Annotated in this window: 16 protein-coding genes; 10 read left to right on the top strand and 6 right to left on the bottom strand. The window is 71.1% G+C overall.

Going from position 1 to position 18,563, the window contains the following annotated elements; genetic code table 11:
* Positions 1-30: 30 nt before the first annotated feature.
* From ACGFIK_RS07125 to ACGFIK_RS07110, 4 genes are all read right to left on the bottom strand, one after another.
* A complete protein-coding gene (locus ACGFIK_RS07125) occupies positions 31-528 on the bottom strand; it encodes a hypothetical protein (RefSeq protein WP_327025007.1) in 498 nt (165 codons plus the stop codon).
* Positions 525-1,343, bottom strand: coding sequence for a DUF692 domain-containing protein (locus tag ACGFIK_RS07120; protein ID WP_327025008.1), 819 nt, complete (start codon positions 1,341-1,343; stop codon positions 525-527). Before ACGFIK_RS07120 ends, ACGFIK_RS07125 begins: the two co-directional genes overlap by 4 nt.
* Positions 1,340-2,260, bottom strand: a complete 921-nt coding sequence (locus ACGFIK_RS07115) for a TIGR04222 domain-containing membrane protein (RefSeq protein WP_327025009.1) — start codon at positions 2,258-2,260, stop codon at positions 1,340-1,342. Before ACGFIK_RS07115 ends, ACGFIK_RS07120 begins: the two co-directional genes overlap by 4 nt.
* A 91-nt stretch (positions 2,261-2,351) precedes the next feature.
* On the bottom strand, positions 2,352-2,924 hold the full coding sequence (locus ACGFIK_RS07110; RefSeq protein WP_327025010.1) for a TetR/AcrR family transcriptional regulator: 573 nt from the start codon (positions 2,922-2,924) through the stop codon (positions 2,352-2,354).
* A 147-nt stretch (positions 2,925-3,071) separates the two neighbouring features.
* Between ACGFIK_RS07110 and ACGFIK_RS07105 the strand changes: the two genes are divergently transcribed.
* Both ACGFIK_RS07105 and ACGFIK_RS07100 read left to right on the top strand, forming a co-directional pair.
* Positions 3,072-3,716: an HAD-IA family hydrolase gene (locus ACGFIK_RS07105; protein WP_327025011.1), complete on the top strand. Its 645-nt coding sequence runs from the start codon at positions 3,072-3,074 to the stop codon at positions 3,714-3,716.
* Between the two features lie 168 nt (positions 3,717-3,884).
* Positions 3,885-4,823, top strand: a complete 939-nt coding sequence (locus ACGFIK_RS07100) for an RIO1 family regulatory kinase/ATPase (RefSeq protein WP_327025012.1) — start codon at positions 3,885-3,887, stop codon at positions 4,821-4,823.
* A 79-nt stretch (positions 4,824-4,902) separates the two neighbouring features.
* On the opposite strand, the gene ACGFIK_RS07095 is transcribed toward ACGFIK_RS07100, so the two are convergent.
* Entirely contained in the window at positions 4,903-5,151 is a 249-nt protein-coding gene (locus tag ACGFIK_RS07095; RefSeq protein WP_327025013.1) for a DUF2630 family protein, read from the bottom strand.
* 529 nt (positions 5,152-5,680) lie between these two features.
* Between ACGFIK_RS07095 and ACGFIK_RS07090 the strand changes: the two genes are divergently transcribed.
* From ACGFIK_RS07090 to ACGFIK_RS07060, 7 genes are all read left to right on the top strand, one after another.
* The gene (locus ACGFIK_RS07090; RefSeq protein ID WP_327025014.1) at positions 5,681-6,988 is read left to right on the top strand and encodes a cytochrome P450; all 1,308 of its coding nucleotides are present in this window, start codon (positions 5,681-5,683) and stop codon (positions 6,986-6,988) included.
* Between the two features lie 41 nt (positions 6,989-7,029).
* The gene (locus ACGFIK_RS07085) at positions 7,030-7,887 is read left to right on the top strand and encodes a terpene synthase family protein (protein ID WP_327027046.1); all 858 of its coding nucleotides are present in this window, start codon (positions 7,030-7,032) and stop codon (positions 7,885-7,887) included.
* Complete coding sequence (locus ACGFIK_RS07080) at positions 7,884-9,515, top strand: prenyltransferase/squalene oxidase repeat-containing protein (protein WP_393338196.1); 1,632 nt, start codon at positions 7,884-7,886, stop codon at positions 9,513-9,515. The genes ACGFIK_RS07085 and ACGFIK_RS07080 overlap by 4 nt, the downstream gene beginning before the upstream one ends.
* A gap of 95 nt (positions 9,516-9,610) precedes the next feature.
* Entirely contained in the window at positions 9,611-12,190 is a 2,580-nt protein-coding gene (locus ACGFIK_RS07075; RefSeq protein ID WP_393338193.1) for a nitrate- and nitrite sensing domain-containing protein, read from the top strand.
* 89 nt (positions 12,191-12,279) lie between these two features.
* Positions 12,280-12,702 (top strand): roadblock/LC7 domain-containing protein, encoded by a 423-nt coding sequence (locus ACGFIK_RS07070; protein ID WP_013734909.1) that lies wholly within the window; start codon positions 12,280-12,282, stop codon positions 12,700-12,702.
* Positions 12,703-12,707: 5 nt separating this feature from the next.
* Complete coding sequence (locus tag ACGFIK_RS07065; protein ID WP_327025017.1) at positions 12,708-13,094, top strand: DUF742 domain-containing protein; 387 nt, start codon at positions 12,708-12,710, stop codon at positions 13,092-13,094.
* Positions 13,075-13,677, top strand: a complete 603-nt coding sequence (locus ACGFIK_RS07060) for an ATP/GTP-binding protein (RefSeq protein ID WP_327025018.1) — start codon at positions 13,075-13,077, stop codon at positions 13,675-13,677. Before ACGFIK_RS07065 ends, ACGFIK_RS07060 begins: the two co-directional genes overlap by 20 nt.
* An 86-nt stretch (positions 13,678-13,763) precedes the next feature.
* Here ACGFIK_RS07060 and ACGFIK_RS07055 read toward each other — a convergent pair whose 3' ends face one another.
* Positions 13,764-16,619 (bottom strand): aconitate hydratase, encoded by a 2,856-nt coding sequence (locus ACGFIK_RS07055; protein WP_393338191.1) that lies wholly within the window; start codon positions 16,617-16,619, stop codon positions 13,764-13,766.
* A gap of 266 nt (positions 16,620-16,885) precedes the next feature.
* Here ACGFIK_RS07055 and ACGFIK_RS07050 point away from each other — a divergent pair, with 266 nt between their 5' ends.
* On the top strand, positions 16,886-18,559 hold the full coding sequence (locus ACGFIK_RS07050; RefSeq protein ID WP_393338189.1) for a right-handed parallel beta-helix repeat-containing protein: 1,674 nt from the start codon (positions 16,886-16,888) through the stop codon (positions 18,557-18,559).
* Positions 18,560-18,563: the final 4 nt, after the last annotated feature.

The raw sequence follows: 18,563 nt of genomic DNA, 5'->3' as shown, positions 1-18,563 counted from the left end.
GTTGGGTCGCCCGGCCGGGCGTCGATGCTGCTACCGGGCCGAGCGGAGCAGGCGTACCCGGCCGGCCAGCTGCACCGCGACGGCCCGGTCGGCCCGGCCGATGGCGGGCCACCGGCGGTGGCGGGGGGCGGTCGTGCCGTCGTAGCGGTGGGTGGCCTCCCGGGCGGCCAGTTCCTCGGCCCCGAGCGCCGGCAGGGCATGGCGGGTGTGCAACGCGCGGGCCAGTTCCCAGCCGTCGCGTAGACCACCGAGGTTCGGCCGGTCCGCCGCCCACTCGACGAAGGCGGCCGGCCATCGCGGGCCCAGCCCTGCGGCCAGCAGGGGCCAGTGGCGTGCCACCTCCCCGGCGCGTTTGCGCAGCAAGGCGGCTCGGGCGGCGGCCAGCGGGGCCGGTGCGAAGCCCGGCGGTGGGGGCCCACCGGCCACCAGGGCCGCGACGAGTTCCGCCTGCCGTGCCGCCAGCGACCCGGTGGCCGGAGTCGGTAGCTCGCCGGTGAGGTCCGTGCCGTCGACCGGAGGAGCGCTCATGTCACCAGGGGAAAGCCGGTGGCGGCGGCCACGGCGTCCAGTTCGGCGCGGAGTTCGGCGGCGGGCGGGTAGTGCCCGTCGCGTTCCAGCAACACCGCCGGTGGACGGCGTCGCGCGCACAACTCGGCTAGCAGTTCCAGCACCGGCGGGGGCACCGGATCGGTGTGCGTGTCGTGGTAGAAGCCACCCTGCTCCGCACCGCCGGCCACGTGCAGGTACGCCACCCGTTCCAGGGGCAGCCGATCCAGCAGGGCCAGCGGGTCGGTGCCCCGGTTGCGGGCGTTGGCGTGCACGTTGGCGATGTCGAGCAGCAGCAGCGCGTCCGTACGGGCCAGGATCTCGCTGAGGAAGGCCGCCTCGTCCAGTTCGTCGTCCGGCCAGTCGAACAGCGCCGCGATCGGCTCCAGGGCGATCGGCACCGGCAGTTCGGCCTGGGCCCGCGCGACATTGGCGCAGACCGCGTCGACCGCCTCCCGGGTGCGCGGCAGCGGAAGCAGGTGCCCGGCCTCCATTCCGCCGGCCCGGACGAAGGCGATGTGCTCGCTGACCAGCGGCGCGGCCAGCAGTTCGGCGACCGCCGCCAGGTGGGCCACCCGGGCCGGCTCGACCGGCTCGGCCCCGCCGAGGGAGAGCCGCACCCCGTGCGGTACGACCGTCACCCCGCGCTCTCGCAACTCGACCAGGGCCTCAGGTGGCGGCCCGGCGGTGGGCACCGACTCGGCGATCACCTCGACGAACCGTAGGCCGGGCAGCTCGGCGACGAACCCGGCGATTTCGGGCCGCCAGCCGATGCCCACCCCCTGCGGACCGGTCATCCGCCACACCCGCCGCCACCACAGCCGCCGCCACCGCCTCCGCTGTCACTGCTTCCGCTTCCGCCCCCGCAACCGCCACCACCGCAACCCCCCGCCGTACTGCCGCCCCCGGTCGCCATCGCCTGGCGTTGGATGTCGGCCTGTTGGGCGAAGGTCGGGTCCATCAGCCAGAGGGAGCCGGTGCCGTAGAGGGCTACCGCCATCGCCACTCCGGTCGAGCCGTAGACGGTGTACGCCGGTTTCGAGGCGGGTGCGAGGTGGCGGTTTCGGTGCCGGAGGCCGAGCAGGGCCATCTTGGCCGCCCGGGTCTGGCGGGGCACCCGGAAGAACAGGATCATGGTCAACACCGCCAGCGGCCCGACGATGAACACGAGGTACCACACCGGACGGTCGTTGGCGACGCCGGCGGCGATGCGGGCGACCCCGAGCGCCACCAGTGCGGCCAGCAGCAGCGCTCCCAGGCGCAGCCTGGCCCGCCGGTCCGAGCCGACCAACAGGTCGTGGCGGGCCAGTCCGTCGCGCAACTCGTCGAGGGCCCGGCTCACCCACTCGGTAGAGCGCAACTGTCGGGCGGGGACGTGCTGGCTGGCCGCGTAGTGCACCGCGCGGTCGAGGGGAGTGGCCCCCGCCGGTAGCGGGCCTTCGGCGATGAGCGCGCCGCGGTCCTGCACCCCGAGCGCCCGGTGGCTGCGCAGGCTGCTGACCGAGGACCAGATCGCCCGGTCGGGCCCGTCGTTGAGGTACGCGACCTGCTCAGGGGTGAGCTGATCGGCGGAGGGCGCGGAGCGGCCGGCCAGGGTACGCCGCCGGTGGATCAGTACACCGATGACCAGTACGACAGTGGCCAGCAGGTAGAGGATCAGGAAGGTGCGACTGGGAACACCCCAGGTGTCGAACTCTGCGGTGGGCGCCATCATGGCCGGCTCCTGTCGGGCGAGGGGGAACGCGCTTCATTGTGCGGCGGCGGTGCCAGTGGTCGATGGGTGCCGATGCGCAGTTACCCCGTCGTTACCGGCGGCGTACCGCCTCCTCGACCATGTCGAGCACCGGGCCCAGGTCACCGGCCGGTCGCCCCATGGCCAGGTGCAGCACCAGCCCGTCGTAGGCGAGTTCGAGGAAGCGGGCCAGCACCTCGATCGGAATGTCGTCGCGCAGCACCCCGGCGTCGCGTTGGCGTGCCAGACGGTCCCGGGTGGCCTCGGCGATGGCCTCGGACCGTTGCGCCCAGCGCTTGGCGAAGGCCGGGTCGGTACGCAGGCGGCGGGAGACCTCCAGTTGGCTGCCCAGCCAGCCGGTGGTGTCCGGGGAGACCGCCCGGGCCAGCAGGTCCCGCATCACCTGCACCAGGCCGTGCCGGGCGACCGTGGCCACCATCGCCGCCGCGTCGTCCTCGGCCACGGCGAGGAACAGCGAGTCCTTGTCCCGGAAGTGGTGGAAGATGGCGCCCCGGGACAGCCCGGTCGCCTCCTCCAGCCGGCGGACGGTGGCGCCCTCGTAGCCGTGCCGGGCGAAGCAGGGCCGTGCGGCGGCGAGAATCTCCTGCCGGCGGGCGTCGAGCTGATCCTGACTTACTCTGGGCACAGTCCGATCGTGTCAGCCCACCAGAGGGAAGGCAAACCGTACGTACGGCTTGGTTTCCTGGTCGAGGCGGCAAGGCGCCCGGTCCTGACCCGAGTCCGTAACATTGCGACCTGTCGGTCGGGTACCCGATTACCGTAGGGTTCCCGAGTGCCACTGCTCCTGCTGGACCTGGACAACACCCTGCTCGATCGGGCCGGGCCGTTCCGCATCTGGGCAGAGCGTTTCCTCGACGGCATCGGGGCCCCGCCGGGTGACATCGAATGGCTGCTGTCGATCGATGCCGACGGCCTCACCGACCGGTGGGATGTCGCGGACGCCATCCGGGACCGTTACCGACTGCGCATTCCCTCCATCGACCTGGTCGAGGAGTTGCACGACGGGGTCGTCGAGTTCACCCGACTCGATCCCCTGGTCGCCTGCGCGTTGCGCATCGCCGACGGCGCCGGCTGGATGCCGGTGGTGGTCAGCAACGGAGCGGTACGCCAGCAGGACGCCAAGATCCGGCGGACCGGGCTGGACCGGTACGTCGCCGACTGGGTGATCTCGGAGGAGGCCGGGGTCAGCAAGCCCAATCCCCGGATCTTCGCGCTGGCCGCCCAGCGGGTCCGGATGCCACTGCGCGGTGCCTGGGTGATCGGTGACGGCCCCGAGGCGGACATCGGTGGCGCGACCGCCGTCGGCCTGCCCAGCATCTGGCTGCACCGGGGACGACGCTGGAGCGACACCCGCTTCGCCCCGACCGTCACGGTCGACACCGTGATCGCCGCGGTCGCCGCCGTCATGGGGGCCTGAGGACCAGCCGATCCGAAATGCGGTTGACGCGGGGTGCGGGCACCGCGAAACATCGTCTGCGCATCGTGCATCCGGGCGCTCGCCCGGTCGAGGAGAGGGGGTCGGTCATGACCGTATTCGCGGGTCACTTCCTGCCTCCAGTCACCTCGACCAAGGGATTTAAGCGCAGTGCGCGATCACGACTTCTCGGCGCGGGAGCGCCACCCCCGCGGCAAACGCCGCTTCGACGACGATGACGAACCGTACTTCCTGAAGCGCGGGCAGGCCCGCGTCTCCGTACCGGCCGAACCGGCCGACGAACCCGATCCGGAGACCGGTGCCGTCTGGTCCTCCTGGGACGACGCCCTGCACGGCCCGCAACCCCATCCGGCCTGGCTGGTCACCGATCTGGCCGCCAAGGACACCGAGTTGGGGGTGCTCAAGACCGGCAAGGAGGCGGACGTCCACCTGGTCCGCCGGGCGGTGCCGGACACCGACCGTTCCTGCCTGCTGGCGGCCAAGCGGTACCGCGATCCCCGGCACCGGCTGTTCCACCGGGACGCCGGCTACCTGGAGGGCCGCCGGGTCCGCCGGTCCCGGGAGATGCGGGCGATGACCGGCCGGACGGCCTTCGGCCGACAGATGATCGCCGGGCAGTGGGCGGCGGCGGAGTTCGCCGCGCTGGCCCGGCTCTGGGAGATCGACCAGCGGTACGCGACGATCGCGGTGCCGTATCCGGTGCAGTTGCGGGGGACCGAGCTGATGCTGGAGTTCCTCGGCGACCCGGACACCGGCCGGGCCGCTCCCCGGCTGGCCGAACTGCGGCCGGCCGCGGCCGAGCTACGCGGGCTGTGGGAGCAACTGGTCGAGGCCCTGACGGTGCTGGCCCGGGCCGGGTACGCCCACGGCGACCTGTCGCCGTACAACCTGCTGGTGCACGCCGACCGGCTGGTGCTGATCGACCTGCCGCAGGTGGTGGATGTGGTGGCGAACCCGCAGGGACGCGACTTCCTGGCCCGGGACGTCCGGGTGGTCGCCACCTGGTTCGTGGCCCGGGGGCTGCCGGCGGGCCTGGCCGACCCGGTCGTGCTCACCGAGGCGCTGGCCCGCGAGGCGGGCCTGCGCTGAACCCCCGGCCGCGCTGACCCCTGCGCTGAAACCCCGGCTCCGGGTGGTGGGACGGAAGCCACCCGGAGCCGGGGTGCCGCTACTGGAGGTAGCGTTCGACCTCCTCGGTCGGTCGGGGGCTCTGCGCCTCCGGATCGCCGTGCGCCTGCCGGGCGGCCCGGCGGCGGCGTAGCAGATCCCAGCACTGGTCGAGGGACTCCTCCAGCTCGCGCAGCCGGGTCCGGGTGGTGTCGTCCGTGCCCGCCTCGGTGGCCTGCGCGTCCGCGCGCAACCGGTGCTCCTCGTCGACCAGCTCGGAGATCCGGCCCAGGATGGTCTTGTCGTCCATCCCCTGAGCCTGGCACAGCGATACGGCCCACCGCCTGAATTCACCCGGGCGGCGTGGCTCGATCGCCGGCCGGACCGGCCCGCACCCCGAGGCGCGGGGATCCCGACCATGCCATGCCGGACATGACGTAGATCACCCTATCCGATCTGATCCGTCGATCGACGGCCCGTGTGCTGACGGATACCGGCAGTGCCGTCGTCTCGTCGATGACCCATTTGAGCTGGGCAAACGCGCTGTGGCCAGGTGGACGGGGTGGTCCTCGGGTGGGCGGGGACGCCGGAACGCGGCGGCGGAAGGCCGTCGAGCCACGCGAAATCCGTTCTGGACAGCGGGAATGTCGACCATGAAGATTTCTCGACACGCGACTAGTGAGGGATACCACTGCGATGTCATGCTCTTCGCAATCGTGGCATTCCAAAGAGTAAACCCACACCCCGGGGAGTCTGTGCGAGTGGGAAACAACCACGCGACAAATGTCCAAAGCCGACGCGCAGAGTCGGTACCGCTGCGACACGTACTGCCGGGCCTGTTGCGCGATCCGGCCCGCGCCCTGGTGGAGTGCGGCGAACGGTCCGGCGGCGAGGTCGTGCGGCTGAACCTCGGCTCCTTCCGACCGTTCCTCGTCACCCACCCCGAACACCTCCAGCGGGTGCTGCGGGAGCGGGCCGACAACTATGTCCGGGCAGGGGACGGGCTCCAGTGGCGGCCACTCAAGCGGCTGTTCGGCGAGGGCATTCTCAGCGACGGTGAACACTGGACCAACAGTCGACAGATTCTCCAGCCGTTGTTCACCGCCCGGCGCATCGACGGGCTGGTCGACCGCCTGGCCGTGGCGATCGAGGAGTCGATCGACGAGCTGGCCGAACCGGCCCGCTCCGGCCAGTCGGTGGACATGGGCAAGGTGCAGGCCCAGGTGGTCTGCTCGGCGATCATGCGGGTCTTCTTCGCGGACAAGATCTCGGTGTCGGACGCCATGCAGATCATGGAGGCCCAGGACGCCATCGCCTGGTCGGTGATGCCGCGGATCCTGGTGCCCTGGGCGCCGCTGGCCGCGCCGATGCCCGGCGACCGGACCTTCCGCCGCTCCGTGCAACTCATCGACGACCTGCTGATGCCGACCATCCGGGCCGCCCAAAACACAGCCGAGGCCGACTCCGACGACATCATCTCCACCCTCTGGCGGGGACGCACCGAGGACGGCGGCCGGTTGGACGAACGCCAGGTGCGCAACGACACCGTGGCGATGGTGGCCACCACCACGGAGACCACCATCAGCGTGCTCACCTGGCTCTGGCCCCACCTCGAACAGGACCCGGAGATCTCCGACCGGCTCTACGAGGAACTCGACCGGGTGGTCGGCGACCAGCCGGTACGCGGGCAGCACCTGCGCGAGCTGCGCTACACCCGGCGGGTGCTCGACGAACTGCTCCGGCTCTATCCGATCGGCTGGCTCTTCCCCCGGATGGCGGTGCAGGAGGACACCCTGGGCGGGGTGCGCATCCCGGCCGGCTCCACCCTGGTGGTCAGCCCGTTGATCACCCAGCGGATGTCGCAGTTCTGGGACCGGCCCGAGGTCTTCGATCCGGACCGGTTCCGGCCGGAACTGGTCCGCGGCCGGCCCAAGTACGCGCACTTCCCGTTCGGCGGGGGTCCGCACCAGTGCATCGGGATGCACCTGTTCTACCTGGAGGCGACCCTGATCGTCGCCACCCTGCTCAGCCGGTACCGGTTCCGGTTGAGCCGCCCGGCCGTACCCGGGATCAAGGTGGCCGCCGCGCTGCGTCCCCGGGACCGGGTGGAGGTCACCCTGCGGCCCGTGGCGGGTGTAGCGGCGTGAGTCTGGTGACCCAGTCGCCGCCGGAAACCGGCGGCGACCAGATGAGTGTGGCCGCGGAACAGGGACGCATCTGCGCCCTGGCCGCCAAGGGCCAGCGGGACCTGGCCGAGGTCGCCGCCGGCTACCCGGATCTGTTTCCCGCCAAGCCGTTCGACGCGACCCTGTTCGGCAACGTGGCCATGGCCATCGCCTTCGGCGCGCCCTGGTGCGAGGTGGCTCAGCTTCGACTGACCAACCGGGCGGTGCTGTGGGGATTCGCCCTGGACTGGCAGGTGGACCACGAGGCGGGTTCGCGCGACGAGATCGACCGACTGGCCGCCCGTTGTCTGGCGGTGGCCGACGGTGCCGCCCCGGAACCCGGGGACTCCCTCGGTGCGTTCCTGGCCGAGCTGCGTGACGAGCTGGCCACCGTGCCGGCCTTCGCCGAGTACGGCCACCACTGGCGCCAGGAGACCGACAAGGTACTCACCGCCATGGCGCGGGAGTGGACCTGGAAGCAGACCCCCGACCAGCTGCCCGGCTTCGAGGAGTACCTCGACAACGCCGACAACCTGGCCTGCACGGTGGTCAATGTCGTGCACTGGATCCACACGGCCGACCCGGCCACCCTGACCCACCTGGACGCGATGCTCACGGCCAGCGACTGCGTGCAGCGGATCCTGCGGCTGGTCAACGACCTCGGCAGCTACGAGCGGGACCTGCGCTGGGGCGACCTCAACGCCCTGCTGCTGGTGCCCCGGGCCGAGGTCGAGCAGCGCATCGCCGAGTTGGTGGCGCAGGCCCGCGACCTGCTGGCGGCGCTGCGGGAGAACTGCCCGGTGCAGGCCGACTACCTGGCCCGACAGATCGGCTTCAGTAGCGGCTTCTACCGGTCCACCGACTTCTGGGGGGTGCCGTGACAGCACCGCCGCTGACCGCCGAGGCGGTGGCGCAGCCGACCCTGGCCGAGGAGGTCGGTGCGCTGCTGGCGCAGTTGGAAGCACAGCCCCACGGGCAGGTCAGCACCTCGGTCTACGAGACCGGGCGGCTGGTGGCCGACACCCCGTGGGTGGCCGGGCATCCGCAGCGGCTGGCGTACCTGCTGGCCGAGCAGGGGGACGACGGCAGCTGGGGTCCGGCCGGCGGGTACGCCCTGGTCCCGACGGCTAGCGCGGTGCAGGCCCTGCTCGCCAGCCTGGTTCGGTGCGATCCGCCCGACCCGGCCGGACCGGACCGGGCCGCGGTCGCCGCCGCGGCCACCCGGGGGCTGATCGCGCTGGCCCGGCATCTGGGCGAGGGCACCGCCCTGCCGGACACCCCGGCCGCCGACCTGATCGTGCCTACCCTGGTGGCGCGGATCGACACGGACCTGGTCGCCTTGGCGGGCGACCCGGCCCTGACCGGGGCACCCGCCGCGCTGCCCCGGATCGACCGGCGTCGGGTGGAGGCGGTCGACGCCCTGCTGGCCGGCGGCCGACCGGTGCCCAGCAAGCTGTGGCACGCCTACGAGGTGCTCGGACCGGCCGCCGCCGCCCGCACCGAGGTCGCCCCGATCGAGGGTGCGGTCGGAGCCTCGCCCGCGGCGACCGCGGTGTGGCTGAGCCACCGAGGTGCCGAGGACCGGGCCGCCCGCGCGTACCTCGACGCGGTGGTGGCCCGGCACAATGGCCCGGTGCCGTGTTGTGCGCCGATCACGGTCTTCGAGCGTTCCTGGGCCCTGGCGAACCTGGCCCGGGCGGGGGTGCCGGTGCGCCCGGGCGCGCGGCTGGTGGCGGAGCTGGTCGCCGCCCTGGGGCCGGAGGGGGCGGCCACCGGACCGGGGCTGCCCGCGGACGCCGACACCACCTCGACCACCCTGTACGCCCTGGCCCGGCTGGGTCACCCGGTGGACCCGGTCAGCCTGCTCCGCTACGACCTGGGCAGCCATTTCTGCACCTGGCAGGGGGAGGACGGGCAGTCGATCACCACCAACGCCCATGTGCTGGAGACGCTGGGCTGGCACGCCCGCTACACCACCGACGGCGCCGACCGGTACGCCGCCAGGGTCAGGTCACTGGCCGGGTGGCTGCGGGAGGTGCAGCAGCCGGACGGGCTCTGGGTGGACCGATGGCACGCCTCGCCCTACTACGCCACCCACTGCGCGGTGTCGGCGCTGGCCGCGTACGCGCCGCCGGAGGTGGCCCACCCGGCGATCGATCGTGCCGTGGACCGGATCCTGGCCACCCAACGCGAGGACGGGGGTTGGGGGCGTTGGTCCACGACCACCGAGGAGACCGCCTACGCGGTGCAGATCCTGTTGGCCGGGCGCCGGCCGATCCGACCGGAGATGACCGCGGCCGTGCGCCGGGCATTCGCGCAGTTGCATGTCAATCGGCTCGACCACCCTCCATTGTGGCACGACAAAGACCTGTACGCGCCCATTCTCATTGTCCGGTCGGCGGTGATCGCAGCGCGGAAACTGGCTCATGCGGCGGTGCCGACATTCAACCAGGCTTTGCCGGCGACACGGGAAGCGGGGACCGGGTCAGGCATGATCACGACCGCTTGAGTTGGCGCGGTGACGCTGTTAGCGTGCGCCGGGGTCGATGTGCGTGACGCACTGCTGACCGACCGATCAATTAGCTCAGTGCCAGGGACGGTGTAATGGGTTCCCGCAGTTCGAATCTGCGTACCAAGGTCGTGGCTCTATTGGCCTCGCTGGTGGCACTCTGGGGCTTCACCGCCTGGGTCACCGTCCGAGAGGGAGTCAACCTCGTCGGTGTGCAGGCGCTCGACGCCCGGGTGTTCGACCCCACCGAACCGCTGCTGATGCAACTGCAGTTGGAACGCCGTACCTCCGTGGTCTACCTGGGACGGCCGGACGAAGGCGGGCGCACCGAACTGGCGCAACTGCGGCAGCGCACCGACGAGGCGGCGGCCGATTTCGTCGAGTCGACCGACAACTGGCAGGTGCGTCTGCTCGGCAGCAAGGATCTGGAGGAGCGCATCACCGCCCTGAACCGGGGATTGGCCGCGCTGTCGGAAACCCGTGATGCGGTCGACCAGCGCAACATCGGCCGGGGTGAGGCCATGACGGCGTTCACCGAAGTGATCGAATCGATCTACGGCGTCTACGACGAACTCGGCAACCTGGATGACGACGAGGTGGCCGAGAACACCGCACAGCTGATCCGGCTCAACCGGGCCAGGGAACTGGTGTCCCAGGAGGACGCCCTGCTGGCCGGAATTCTGGCCGCCGGCCGAATCACCCAGAACGAGCGGGCGGAGTTCACCCGCGTGGTGGGTGCCCGGCAGTTCCTCGCCGAGCAGGCGGTCACCCGGCTGCCCGCGGCAGATCAACGCCGATACGAGCAGATGATTGCCGGCGTCAATTTCACCCGGCTGGCCAATCTGGAAAACCAGATCATGCTCGCCTCCGGAACGTCGCGCCTGCCGTTCGACAGCCAGGAGTGGAACGAGATCTCCTCGGCCGCCCTGGTCGAGATCGGCGACGTGGTGCTGGCCGGTGGTGACGAGATCGTCAAGCGGGCCACCCCGGTCGCGATCGGCGTGGTCGTCCGGCTGGTGCTCGCCGCCGGTCTCGGCCTGCTGGCCGTCATCGCCTCCGTGGTCGTCTCCATCACCACCGCGCGAGCCCTGGTGCAGCAGCTGCAACGGCTGCGCGACGCGGCCTTCCAACTGGCCAACGAGCGGCTGCCCAGCGTGGTCGAGCGGCTGGGTCGTGGTGACCAGGTGGACGTGGCCAAGGAGGCCCCACCCCTACAGTTCGGTGACGACGAGATCGGCCAGGTGGGTAAGGCCTTCAACGTCGTGCAGGAGACCGCCATCCGTACGGCGGTCGAACAGGCCGAGCTGCGCCGGGCGGTCCGGGAGGTCTTCCTCAGCCTGGCCCGGCGTACCCAGGCCCTGGTGCACCGCCAGCTGACCCTGCTGGACGCGATGGAGCGGCGCGAGCACGACGCGGAGGAGTTGGAGGACCTGTTCCGGGTCGACCACCTGGCCACCCGGATGCGGCGTAACGCGGAGAACCTGATCGTGCTCTCCGGCTCGACCCCGGGCCGGGCCTGGCGACGCAGCGTGCCGATGGTCGACGTGATCCGCGGTGCGGTCGGTGAGGTCGAGGACTACACCCGGGTCACCGTGCTGCCGGTCGGCGGGGTGTCCCTGGCCGGACGGGCGGTCGGTGACGTCATCCACCTGCTCGCCGAGCTGATCGAGAACGGGCTGTCCTTCTCCCCGCCGCACACCAACGTCGAGGTCCGCGGTCAACTCGTCGCCAACGGGTTCGCCATCGAGATCGAGGACCGCGGTCTGGGCATGACCGAGGAGGACCTGGCCGCGGCCAACCACCGGATCGTGGACCGGTCCGAGCTGAACCTCGCCGACGCCTCCCGGCTGGGCCTCTACGTGGTGAGTCGGCTGACCGACCGGCACGGGGTGCGGGTCCGGCTCAAGGAGTCCGCGTACGGCGGCACGACCGCGGTGGTGCTGATCCCGAGCAACCTGATCATCGTCGACGGCAGCGAGCCGCAGAGCGTCGCCGGGCCGGGCACCGATGGCGCGGTGCGCGGCGGCGAGCCGGTGCCGGCGATCACCGCCCAGCGGTCGGGCGCACCGGTGGCCCTGGCCGCCCCGGCGCTGCCGCCCGCCCCCCGCCCCACCCGCGAACCGGTGGCCGACACCGAGGCCGAGCAGGGGCAGCCGGGCGGAGTCGCTGCCGACACCCCGGTGGAGGTCCAAACCGACCCCGAAGGTGGGCTGCCGACCCGGTCACGACGTCGACCCGGGCACTCCGCCCTGGACGGTCCGACCATTCCGATCAGTGTGCCGGTCACCAGCCCGCCCGCGGGCGGATCCGGGCTGCCGCGTCGTCCGCTGGACACCCGGCCTGCCGCCGCACCCGCCCCGGCGAGTTCCCCGGCCGGCAGCGCGCCGGCGACCGCCGAGCCGGGCGAGACGGCCCCGGCCGAGTCGACCCGCACCGAATCGGGCCTGCCGGTCCGCATCCGGCAGGCCAGCATCACGCCGGCGTTGCGCGCCGAGCCTGAGGCCGCGGAGGAGGACGAGGACGTGATCCGCGAACCGGAACAGGTTCGGCGAATGATGAGTTCGTACCAGACCGGCACCCAGCGCGGCCGTACCGACGCCGCCCGGCTGCTGGGTGGTGGCGGTCGGTCAGGCGACACGGACGAGTCTGACGACGCCGACCAACAGGAGTCCTGACCGGGGTGCCGGTCGTGCGGCGATCCGCCCGACCGACGGTCAGGACCAGATGAGCACGGCGATGAGCCGGGGGAGAAGAGGACGACGAAGTGGCGCAGAAGACGGCTTCGAGTGCCGACCTGACGTGGTTGCTGGACGATCTGGTCGGCCGGGTCAAGCAGGCCGAGCACGCGGTCGCACTGTCCGCCGACGGTCTGCTGATGGCCTCGTCGCAGGGGCTCAGCCGCGACGACGGCGAGCATCTGGCGGCGATGGCGGCGGGAATCCAGAGCCTGGCTCGGGGCGCGGGGAAGCGGTTCGGCGGCGGTCAGGTGCAGCAGACGATCATCGAGATGCAGTCTTCGTTCCTGTTCGTCACAGCCGCCGGTCGCAACGCCTGCCTGGCGGTCCTGGCCAGTGAGGACGCGGACGTGGGGCTGATCGCGTACGAGATGGCCATGCTGGTCACCCGGGTAGGCAAGTTCGTCGCGTCGCCGACACGATCAGCCGAACAGACCAACGGGGAGAAGTAACCCACATGACGGTGCAGGGAGAGTCCGCCGACCACCAGTGGGTGGACGACCATGCCGGTCCGGTGGTCCGCCCGTACGCGGTGACCGGCGGCCGGGCCCGCCCGGTCACCGGCACGTTCGACCTGATCTCGCTGGTGATGGCGACCCGGACGGACGTCTCACCGGAGGTCGGGTTGGGCCCGGAGCACCTGGCGATCGTCGGTTTGTGTCAGCGGATGCAGTCGGTCGCCGAGATCGCGGCGCATCTTGACCTGCCGGTCGGCACCGTGCGGGTCCTGCTCGGCGACCTGGTAGCGCGCAGCCTGGTTCAGATCCGGGAGCCACACAGCACCGTCGGCATACCCGACAACAGCATCTTCGAGGCGGTTATCAATGGACTACGGGCACTCTGAGCGGCCGTCGGGCGCGGTCGCATTGCCCACGGCGATCAAGATTCTGGTCGCGGGCGGATTCGGGGTGGGCAAGACCACGCTGGTCGGCGCGGTCAGTGAGACACGCCCGTTGCGGACCGAGGAGGTGCTCACCGAATCCGGGGTGGGCATCGACGACCTGTCCGGGGTCGAGACCAAGCGCACGACGACCGTGGCGATGGACTTCGGTCGCATCACCATCAGCGACGACCTGGTGCTGTACCTGTTCGGTACCCCCGGCCAGGACCGGTTCTGGTTCGTCTGGGACGAGTTGGCGCTGGGTGCGATCGGCGCGGTCGTGCTGGCCGACACCCGACGGCTGGCGGACTGCTTCCCCTCCATCGACTACTTCGAGGGGCGGGGCACTCCCTTCCTGGTGGCGGTCAACTGCTTCGAGGGGGCCCGGCAGTACCGGCTGGACGAGGTGCAGGCCGCACTGAACCTCGACCCGGAGGTGCCGGTGCTGCTCTGCGACGCCCGGCAACGGGAGTCGGCCAAGGAGGTGCTGATCACCCTGGTCGAGCACGCGATGAAGCTCCGCGAGGCCCGGCGCGCCGGCGGCTGAGACCGCCGCCGACCCTAGCCGCTGGGCGGAAACGATCGAGGGGCTCCTTCCCCGCACGGGAAGGAGCCCCTCTATGTGTCCGACCGTCAGCTGGCGATCATCCGACGCAGCACGTACTGCAGGATGCCGCCGTGGCGGTAGTAGTCCGCCTCACCGGGGGTGTCGATCCGCACCACGGCGTCGAACTCCACCCCGCTGTCGGTGGTGACCTTGACCGTACGGGGGGTCGAGCCCTCGTTGAGGTCGGTCACCCCGGTGATGGTGAAGGTCTCCGTGCCGGTCAGCCCCAGCGAGTCGGCGTTCTCACCGGCCGGGAACTGCAACGGCAGCACCCCCATGCCGATCAGGTTGGAGCGGTGGATCCGCTCGTAGGACTCGGCGATGACCGCCTTGACCCCGAGCAGCATGGTGCCCTTGGCCGCCCAGTCCCGCGAGGAGCCGGAACCGTACTCCTTGCCGGCCAGGATGACCAGCGGCACCTCGGCGGCCTGGTAGGCCATCGAGGCGTCGTAGATGGAGGTCTGCTCGCCGGTCAGGTGGTTGACCGTGAAGCCGCCCTCGACCCCGGGCACCAGCTGGTTGCGCAGCCGGATGTTGGCGAAGGTGCCCCGGATCATCACCTCGTGGTTACCCCGCCGCGAGCCGTACGAGTTGAACTCGTGGCGCGGCACCCCGTGCGCGGCGAGGTACTCGCCGGCCGGGGAGTCGGCCTTGATCGAGCCGGCCGGGGAGATGTGGTCGGTGGTCACCGAGTCGCCCAGCTTGGCCAGCACCCGGGCACCGGCGATGTCGGTCACCGGGGTCGGCTGCTGGGCCATGCCCTCGAAGTACGGGGGCTTGCGCACGTAGGTGGAGTCACCGTCCCAGGCGAAGGTGTCACCGGTCGGGGTGGGCAGCGACTGCCAGCGCTCGTCACCGGCGAAGACGTCGGCGTACGCGGCGCTGAACCCGGTAGCGCCGATCGCCGAGGCGATGACCTCCTGGATCTCGGCGGTGCTCGGCCAGATGTCGCGCAGGAAGACCGGGTTGCCCTCGCTGTCCTCACCGATCGGCTCGTTGGCCAGGTCGATGTCCATCGTGCCGGCCAGCGCGTACGCCACCACCAGCGGCGGGGAGGCCAGGTAGTTCATCTTGACGTCCGGGTTGATCCGGCCCTCGAAGTTCCGGTTGCCGGAGAGCACCGAGACGACCGCCAGGTCGGCCTCGTTGACGGCGGCGGAGATCTCCTCCGGCAGCGGGCCGGAGTTGCCGATGCAGGTGGTGCAGCCGTAGCCGACCAGGTGGAAGCCGAGCTTCTCCAGGTACGGGGTGAGACCGGCCCGCTCGTAGTAGTCCATGACCACCTTGGAGCCCGGCGCCAGGGTGGTCTTCACCCACGGCTTGCGGTTCAGGCCCTTGTCCACCGCGTTGCGGGCCAGCAGCGCCGCGCCGATCATGACCTGCGGGTTGGAGGTGTTGGTGCAGGAGGTGATGGCCGCGATCACCACCGCGCCGTGGTCCAGCTCGTAGGTGTTGCCGTCGGTGCCGGTGACCCGGATCGGGTTGCTGGCCCGCCCACCCGAGCCGACTGCGGCGGTGACCAGGTCACGCGGGGCGTCGGCCGGGTCGTTGACGTCGTTGGCAGGGGAGTCGCTGGCCGGGAAGGACTCGGCGCTGGCCTCGTCGGCCGGGCCGGCGGTGCCGAAGGCCTTCTCCTGCGGGGGCACGCCGGGCTTGCGGCCCGGCTCGCCGCCGGTCTCGTCGGCGGCCACGTAGTCGGTGAGCGCCGCGCGGAACAGGGTCTTGGCGCTGCCCAGCGGCACCCGGTCCTGGGGGCGCTTCGGCCCGGCGAGGGAAGGCTCGATGGTGCTCAGGTCGAGCTCCAGGCGCTCGGAGTACTCCGGCTCGGCCGCCGGGTCGTGCCAGAGGCCCTGCTCCTTGGCGTACGCCTCGACCAGGGCGACCTGCTGCGGATCGCGGCCGGTCAGCTCCAGGTAGCGGACGGTCTCGGCGTCGATCGGGAAGATCGCGACCGTGGAGCCGTACTCCGGGGACATGTTGCCGATGGTGGCCCGGTTGGCCAGCGGCACCGCGCTTACGCCCGGCCCGTAGAACTCGACGAACTTGCCGACCACCCCGTGCTTGCGCAGCATCTCGGTGATGGTGAGCACCAGGTCGGTGGCGGTGGTGCCGGCCGGCATCTCACCGGAGAGCTTGAAGCCGACCACCCGGGGGATCAGCATGCTGACCGGCTGGCCCAGCATGGCGGCCTCGGCCTCGATGCCGCCGACGCCCCACCCCAGCACCCCCAGGCCGTTGACCATCGTGGTGTGCGAGTCCGTGCCGACCACGGTGTCCGGGTAGGCCTGACCGCCCCGCTCCATGATCGTACGGGCCAGGTACTCGATGTTGACCTGGTGCACGATGCCGGTGCCGGGCGGGACCACCTTGAACTCGTTGAAGGCGGTCTGGCCCCAGCGCAGGAACTGGTAGCGCTCCTTGTTGCGGGCGTACTCCAGCTCGACATTGCGCTCGAAGGCGTCCTCACGGCCGAACAGGTCGGCGATGACGGAGTGGTCGATGACCAGCTCGGCGGGGGCCAGGGGGTTCACCTTGGTGGGGTCGCCGCCCAGGTCGCGGACGGCCTCACGCATGGTGGCCAGGTCGACCACGCACGGTACGCCGGTGAAGTCCTGCATCAGCACCCGGGCCGGGGTGAACTGGATCTCGACGTTCGGGTCCGCGGTCGGGTCCCAGGAGCCGAGTTGGCGGATGTGCTCGGCGGTGATGTTCGCGCCGTCCTCGGTCCGCAGCAGGTTCTCCAGCAGGATCTTCAGGCTGTAGGGGAGCCGTTCGTGCCCCTCCACCTGACTGATCTTGAAAATCTCGTAGCTCGCGTCTCCGACGCGTAGCTGGGTCTTCGCACCGAAGGTGTCGAGGCTCGCCACGTCGTACTCCTTCACACCAGCGACCGTGAGTAGTCCTGAGCAGTCTGTCGCACCGGTCGGGGCGCCGCCGTGGTTAGGGGACACTTACCGCCGATTCTCCCTGTCATCAAAACCGTACGTCCGTCTTGCTATGCACGCAACCCAGTGCCACCGTATGGACCCCCTCCCGGCACCCCCACCCCGCCCCAACGGGGCGAAGAGAGGGCCAAGGGGGTGGGTTTCTGGGGAGGGGGAGGGGGAAAGCGCGGCGGGTAGGTAGCCGACGATCACAGGGAGGGCCCGTGGTGCAGCAGGGTCGAGCCGTCGCCGTTCGCCAGCACCCGGCCCCGGTGGCCGGGGCGCCGCTGTGGTGCGACGCGCGGGACTACGGACTACAGGGCGACGGTACGACGAACGACCAGCCCGCGTTGGCGGCCCTGGTGGACCGCCTAGGGGAGGGGTACGCCGCCGACGGGCGGGCCCGGGTCATCTACTGCCCGCCCGGGATCTACTCGATCCGGGACGCCGGCACGGTCTGGCGCAGCGGGGTGTCCCTGGTCGGTGCCGGTTCGGGCGCGACCCGGTTCCTGCTCAGCAACGAGGGCAACCGCGCCGAGCCGACCCCCTTGGCGTACTGGACCACCCTCCAGCACGGCGCGGACCGGGACCGGCACATCGCCGACTGCACCTTCGCCGACTTCGAGATCGACGGCTCCGGCGTGGCCATGACCCAGTACAACTACCTGGCCAAGGGCCTGGGGTTGCAGTACGTCGTACGCGGGGTGTTCCGCAACCTGTACATCCACCACACCGGCGCCACCGGGCTGGGTTGCGACTTCCTCCAGGACTGCCTGATCGACGGGGTGGTCGTGGTGGGTTGCGGCCGACTGGACAACGGCGAGCAGATGGGCGGCGCGGGGATCGGCGTCGGCATCGGCGGGTGGGGTGATGTGGAACGCTGCACCATCTCCAACTGCACCACCCTCGGCAACGGCACCAACGGCATCTTCCTGGAGTTGCAGAAGCCGTACTGGACCCCGCCGCGTGGGTACCGCATCGTCGCCTGCCACAGCCAGGCCAACCGGTTCGGCATCTCCGACTGGGGCGCCGACGGACTGATCGTGACCGCCTGCACCATCACCGGCAACCTGGAGGCCGGCTTCGACGTCTCCGCCAACGGCACCGCCGGCATCGCCGGTCGCGGCGGCATCCTGGCCAACTGTGTCATCGACCGCAACGTCGGTGACGGGATCAGCATGGGGAACACCCCCGGCCCGTACACCATCCAGGGCAACCGGATCAGCGGCAACGGGCGCCACGGCTATCACCAGCACGACCTCGGCACGGGCTACGAGGGCCCGGCCCTGGACATCGTCATCGACGGCAACCAGTTCTGGGACAACGGGCTGGACGGGATCCGGATCGACCGGCCGATGGTCGACACGGTGGTGGTGAACAACCGGATCCGCAACAACGGGCGGCAGTGCGCCCCGGCGGCTGCCGGGTCCGGGGAATCGGTGCACTACGCCCGCCGTGCCGTGACGGACCGGTCGGCGCACTGGCCGATCGACGGCCACCGGGGCAAGGTGCTGCGGGTCGGCACCCGGTACGCGGTCGTGGTCGCCAACACCGACACCGATCTGGCCCTGGCCGACCTGCGGCCGGACGCCGAGAACGCCTGGAACGAGGACGTGCCGCCGCCCGGTGCGGCGTACGAACTGCCCGGCCCGGCCCCGGTACGCGCCGGCATCACGGTTAACTCCGAACTGCGTTCGTCGACCGTGCGCGGCAACCGGATCTGGGACAACCGCGAGGATCCCACCCAGAGCTACGCCATGTGGATCACCCCACGGGGCCGCTGTGTGTCCTGCCGGGTCGAGGACAACGACCTGGCCGGCAACGCCGATGGGCCGCTACGGCTGGACAACTCTCCGGAGGGCGGTCGCTGGGACCGCAACCACGTCGAAGTGGACTGAGGGC

The sequence above is a fragment of the Micromonospora sp. NPDC048871 genome (assembly GCF_043198155.1).
Taxonomy (GTDB): domain Bacteria; phylum Actinomycetota; class Actinomycetes; order Mycobacteriales; family Micromonosporaceae; genus Micromonospora.
This window is presented reverse-complemented; position numbering and strand designations above follow the sequence as displayed.

Excerpts from the sequence above, each read along its gene's own strand:
- ACGFIK_RS07125 (WP_327025007.1), bottom strand. The coding sequence starts at position 528 with ATGAGCGCTCCTCCGGTCGACGGCACGGACCTCACCGGCGAGCTACCG.
- ACGFIK_RS07120 (WP_327025008.1), bottom strand. The coding sequence starts at position 1,343 with ATGACCGGTCCGCAGGGGGTGGGCATCGGCTGGCGGCCCGAAATCGCC.
- ACGFIK_RS07075 (WP_393338193.1), top strand. The coding sequence starts at position 9,611 with ATGGGTTCCCGCAGTTCGAATCTGCGTACCAAGGTCGTGGCTCTATTG.
- ACGFIK_RS07065 (WP_327025017.1), top strand. The coding sequence starts at position 12,708 with ATGACGGTGCAGGGAGAGTCCGCCGACCACCAGTGGGTGGACGACCAT.
- ACGFIK_RS07060 (WP_327025018.1), top strand. The coding sequence starts at position 13,075 with ATGGACTACGGGCACTCTGAGCGGCCGTCGGGCGCGGTCGCATTGCCC.
- ACGFIK_RS07085 (WP_327027046.1), top strand. The coding sequence starts at position 7,030 with ATGAGTGTGGCCGCGGAACAGGGACGCATCTGCGCCCTGGCCGCCAAG.
- ACGFIK_RS07095 (WP_327025013.1), bottom strand. The coding sequence starts at position 5,151 with ATGGACGACAAGACCATCCTGGGCCGGATCTCCGAGCTGGTCGACGAG.
- ACGFIK_RS07115 (WP_327025009.1), bottom strand. The coding sequence starts at position 2,260 with ATGATGGCGCCCACCGCAGAGTTCGACACCTGGGGTGTTCCCAGTCGC.